At 67.0% G+C, this 4,157-nt stretch carries 2 protein-coding genes and 1 pseudogene; 2 read left to right on the forward strand and 1 reads right to left on the reverse strand.

Translation table 11 applies throughout. The features are described from left to right. Positions 1-107: 107 nt before the first annotated feature. Entirely contained in the window at positions 108-1,616 is a 1,509-nt protein-coding gene (locus ND747_RS20210) for a hypothetical protein (protein WP_251735418.1), read from the forward strand. Positions 1,617-2,465: 849 nt separating this feature from the next. Beyond that, a pseudogene (locus tag ND747_RS20215) lies at positions 2,466-2,555 on the forward strand (transposase); the annotation flags it as partial. Between the two features lie 93 nt (positions 2,556-2,648). On the opposite strand, the gene ND747_RS20220 reads toward ND747_RS20215, so the two are convergent. Next, positions 2,649-4,157, reverse strand: a 1,509-nt coding sequence (locus tag ND747_RS20220; RefSeq protein ID WP_251735419.1) for a WD40 repeat domain-containing protein, incomplete at its 5' end; no start/stop codon positions are given.

Below are 4,157 nucleotides of genomic sequence, written 5' to 3' on the forward strand. Positions count from 1 at the left end.
GATCTCGGCACCTGTACTCCTCCCTGAGACCATTATCTCAAAGAGCCCAGGTGTGAACAGAATCGGGTCAACTTCAGCTCGCCGAGAACGACCGGCTCGAGGAGGCTTTGGACTGGCACCGGCAGGCAGCTGAAGACGACGACACCTTCGCCGCGACGGAAGGCGCCCGCCCGCTGATCGCCGTCCGTCGCCTCGAGGACGCGCAGGACTGGCTACGACGCGCCGCCGCGACGGCAACCCACTACCGCCTCGACGACGCCGCCGAATTGATGTGGGAGGCCGGTGGCGAGGAAGAAGCGCTCGGGTGGTGGCAGCTTCTCGCCGACGCAGGCCACAGTTCGGCGGAGTGGAACGCGACTCGCGCGCTCGAAGCCGCCGGCCGTGTCGACGAAGCGTTGGACTGGCAGGAACGACGAGCACGCCAGGGCAACGGCCGGGAGGCGTTCGGCCGGGGCGCCGCGATGCTGGCGAACGCGGGCCGTGACGTCGAGGCGCTCGCATGGTGCAGCCGGGGCATCGACGCCGGTGACCTGTACTCGATGGACCTCGCGGTCAAACTGCTGGCGAGGACAGGCCAGGGAGACCAGACGTGGGACTGGTACAGGCGGGCGGCAGAGACAGGAGACCGGAACTTCCTCAACATGCTCGTGAAGCGCTCCAGGCACCCGGTCGCGGAGCAGAAGTGCCTCGAACTGCTGCGCACACTCGCCGACGCGGGACACGACGAATGCGTCGACAACGCCGTACGGGTCATGAGGCGCCGGGACGGTGACGACGTGGCCCTGGCCTGGCTGCTCGAGCTCGCCGCCAACGGTCGCACCGTCGCGTTCTGGGATATCGCCGACATCACGGCCGAAGCGGGTCGCATCGACGAGTCGCTGACCTGGTGGCAGCGTTGCGCGGACTCCGGCCTCGGTTTCAGCGCGCTGCGCAGGGCCGCGGAAACGCTGGAAAGATCCGGAAGGCTCGCCGAGGCGCTCGACTGGTACCGGAGGGCTGTGGCGGCCGGCGACGTCGACATCATCGGGAAGACAGCAGAACTCTTCGCGACCCTCAGTCGAGTCGAGGAAGGCGTCCGCTGGTGCCACGACACTGCCGAGAACTTCCAAGCCTCGTACGCGCTGACCTCAGCCGTGGAGATCCTGGAGATGGCCAACCGCGAACCAGAAGCGGCGAACCTCCGCCACTTCGGCTGGGAGCCCGACGGGTCCACAGCTCCGCCGTGGGACAGCACGCCCAGCACCGACGTCGGCCGCCTGCTCGCCGTGACGGACCAGGCCCGCGCGGACATCCTCCGCGTGGCGGCTGAACACGACGGCGCCGTCGGGGACCGGCTGCGCCACGCCATCGAGCTATTCCGAGGCCGGGATGCCGGCGAGCACGAGAAGAGGTCCGCCGTCGTCGTGCTGAGCGGACTCCTCGAGGAACGCCGCGACCTACTCAAGTCCGAGCTGCTCCGCAAGGACGAGCAAGAGCTGTTCAGCGTCGCGAACAACTTCGCGATACGCCACCAGAACGAACAGCAGAAGCGCGACTACAGCGTCGAGTTCCTCGACTGGATCTTCTGGTGGTACCTCGCGACGATCGAGCTCACCAACCGCTTGGGGGACCGCTAGCGAACCGGGCGGGCTCGCGTGACGCCTCAAGACCCACCAGGTCGACTGCAGCAAGCACGGCGACGAACGCCACGATGACGGGAGTGGCGGCCCGCACTTCCGGGTTGCCACTCCCGGCTCGCCAACACGTTTCCCGGCGGGGCTCGGACCAGACCGGTGTAAAGCACGCTCACAAAGGATCCGGCCACCCGCGGCGTTCAGTCAGGCTGGCCGTCAGTCACGGCCGAGTAGGCCCGAGGCGCGGTGCCAGGATTGCTAATCCGTTTTCTATTGCAGATCGCTGACCAGCCGGAGCTGGTTGCCGCCGTTGAAGACCAGGCCGGGTCGTGTCTGGACACACCCGCCGCGCTCCTGCGCACCGTCTTCTGGCTCTACGGGATTCGAGTTTTCGGGAACCGTTGACATGGTCAACCTCGATCGCGGCCCAAGTAGTGGTCCGGGCACACAAACGAACCGGGATGAGCCGGCAGATCAAGGAGGGAGGTGACGCATGGTCACACTTACTCCCTCACGACGTCAACCTAAGTCCTGCGCGAACCGCTACCCAGACCGCCGGCCTGGCCGTTCAGCGCATCGCCAACCAGCCAGGCCGACAGGTAGAACCTATTTATGCAGGTCAAACACGTCGCTACTGGGTGTGGTGGACTGATTGACCACAATGCGAACCGCTACCTGATCCTGCCAGGCCCAGTGATCAGCGTCGCGGGTGCCGTCAGCGGGGCCGTGACCTGCACAGATACGCTGCCAGTCAGCTGATCGCCGACTCGCACCCCGTGCGGCCGGCCAGCAGGCTGCGAGACGAGTGGCCGGCGGCGCGGTTGGGCGCCGGCAGGTTCGGCAGTGGGACCCCGAGTCGGGGCGATCGAGCTAGCGATCCCGCGGCTGCGGCAGGGCTCGTACTTCCCGGAATGGCTGCTCACGCGGCGCCGACGTGCCGAGATCCAGGATTCGTGGCTAGCTTGCGGTAGTCCCCCGGACCGCAACGCCGCGCGACGTCCCGCCTCGGTCCGCCGCGGGCCTGGACGGCGAGGATCAGACGCGGAGATCGTACAGGTGATGGCCGTCGGAAGCCACCACGAGAAGCCTGGAACCGTCGGCGGCGACGAAAGTACAGGCGACGACCGCCTCGTCGACGTGAACGCGGCTATGGCATTCCAGGGTGCGCGCGTCGAGTAGGGTGACCGACCCGTCCTCTCCCCCGACGGCGACGAGCCGCAGGCGTTCGTCGAGAGCCAGACATCGCGCCCGCGGCAGCCGGGCAAAACCCAGCGTCCGGCCGTCGGTGGGATCGCACGCGGTAAGTTCAAGGTCGGGAAATCCGAAGGTGTGCATGGCGACGCCCAGGGCGATTCCGTAGTCCTGGCATGCCTGGGTGCTGCTCGGCAGCCAGTGCGTCGGGTCGGGGAACGACAGGATCAGCGTTTCGGCGCGGACGAGGATGTGGTGCCTCGCCTGGTCGGCGGGGTCGGGTGCCGGCAGGGGCCGCTGGCTGCTGATTCTCATTCCGCCCAGCACAGAGAAGTAGGCGCGCCCGTCAGACCCATCGGACGTGTCGTGGGTCAGGCCGAGGGAACGTGCCCAGGCTGGCTTTCCGCCCTTTCCATCGTCGGCGACACGGTCGTCGTAGGTTTCGTCGTCGGGGTGCTCCGGGGGGTACCGCCAGATCCGGGCACTGCCATCGGTATATGCGGAGACGAGCAGGTCGCCCTCCGGGCTCCAGGACACATCGAGGGCGCTCACGTAGCGCGAGTCAATTGTCTCGACCCTTCCACCAGTTCTGCCCCAGACAGAGATCATGGACTCACTGTGAGTTACACCGGCGGTGTCCGGGGGTGTGCGAGCCTGGTTCTCGACGATCGCGAAACAGGAACTGTCCGGCCGCCAGGCCATCGCACAGGGATAGCCCAGGTCGATCAACCGCCGGACCCAGCCCGTCGGTGCCGCGGGCCACAACTGGCCAGTCGGCGCGTGTACGTGGACGTCGTAGGAGACATTCACGACCGCGACGCTGAACCTCGCCGCGACGGCGACGCAGTTCCCGTCCGGACTCCACCGCAGCGCGCCATTGCCGCCTTCGTCAGAAATCCTGGCGAGGACGTGGCCGCGTCCACCAGCCGCCGGATCCGGCCAGTAAACGACCTCCCCGCCGCCGGTTAACCCGGCAATACCGCTGCGTGGATGCCAGTCCAGCGTGACCAGCGCCATCCCATCCTGCCGCAGCATCGCCGGTTGGTTGTCGTCGAACAGCGACCAGAAGCCGACCTCCCTGTCGTCGGTAAACGCGAGCGTGCGGGAGTCAGGGCTCCAGGCCAACTCTGCCAGCTGCCCCCGGAACAGGAAATCGATCACCGGTATCTCCCGGGATCGAACCGTCCGGCCATCAGTCAGCGACACCACGTCGAGCCGCCACGACTGCGGCGGTGTCGGGACGTACATCAGCACCGCCAACAGACGTCGGTCCGGGCTAGCCCAGATCTTTCGCGCCTGGACCGGGTGTGATCGTGGGCTGATGTCCCACTCTTGTTGATGTTGAGTTATGCC

Source organism: Frankia sp. R82, from assembly GCF_023716925.1.
Taxonomy (GTDB): domain Bacteria; phylum Actinomycetota; class Actinomycetes; order Frankiales; family Frankiaceae; genus Frankia.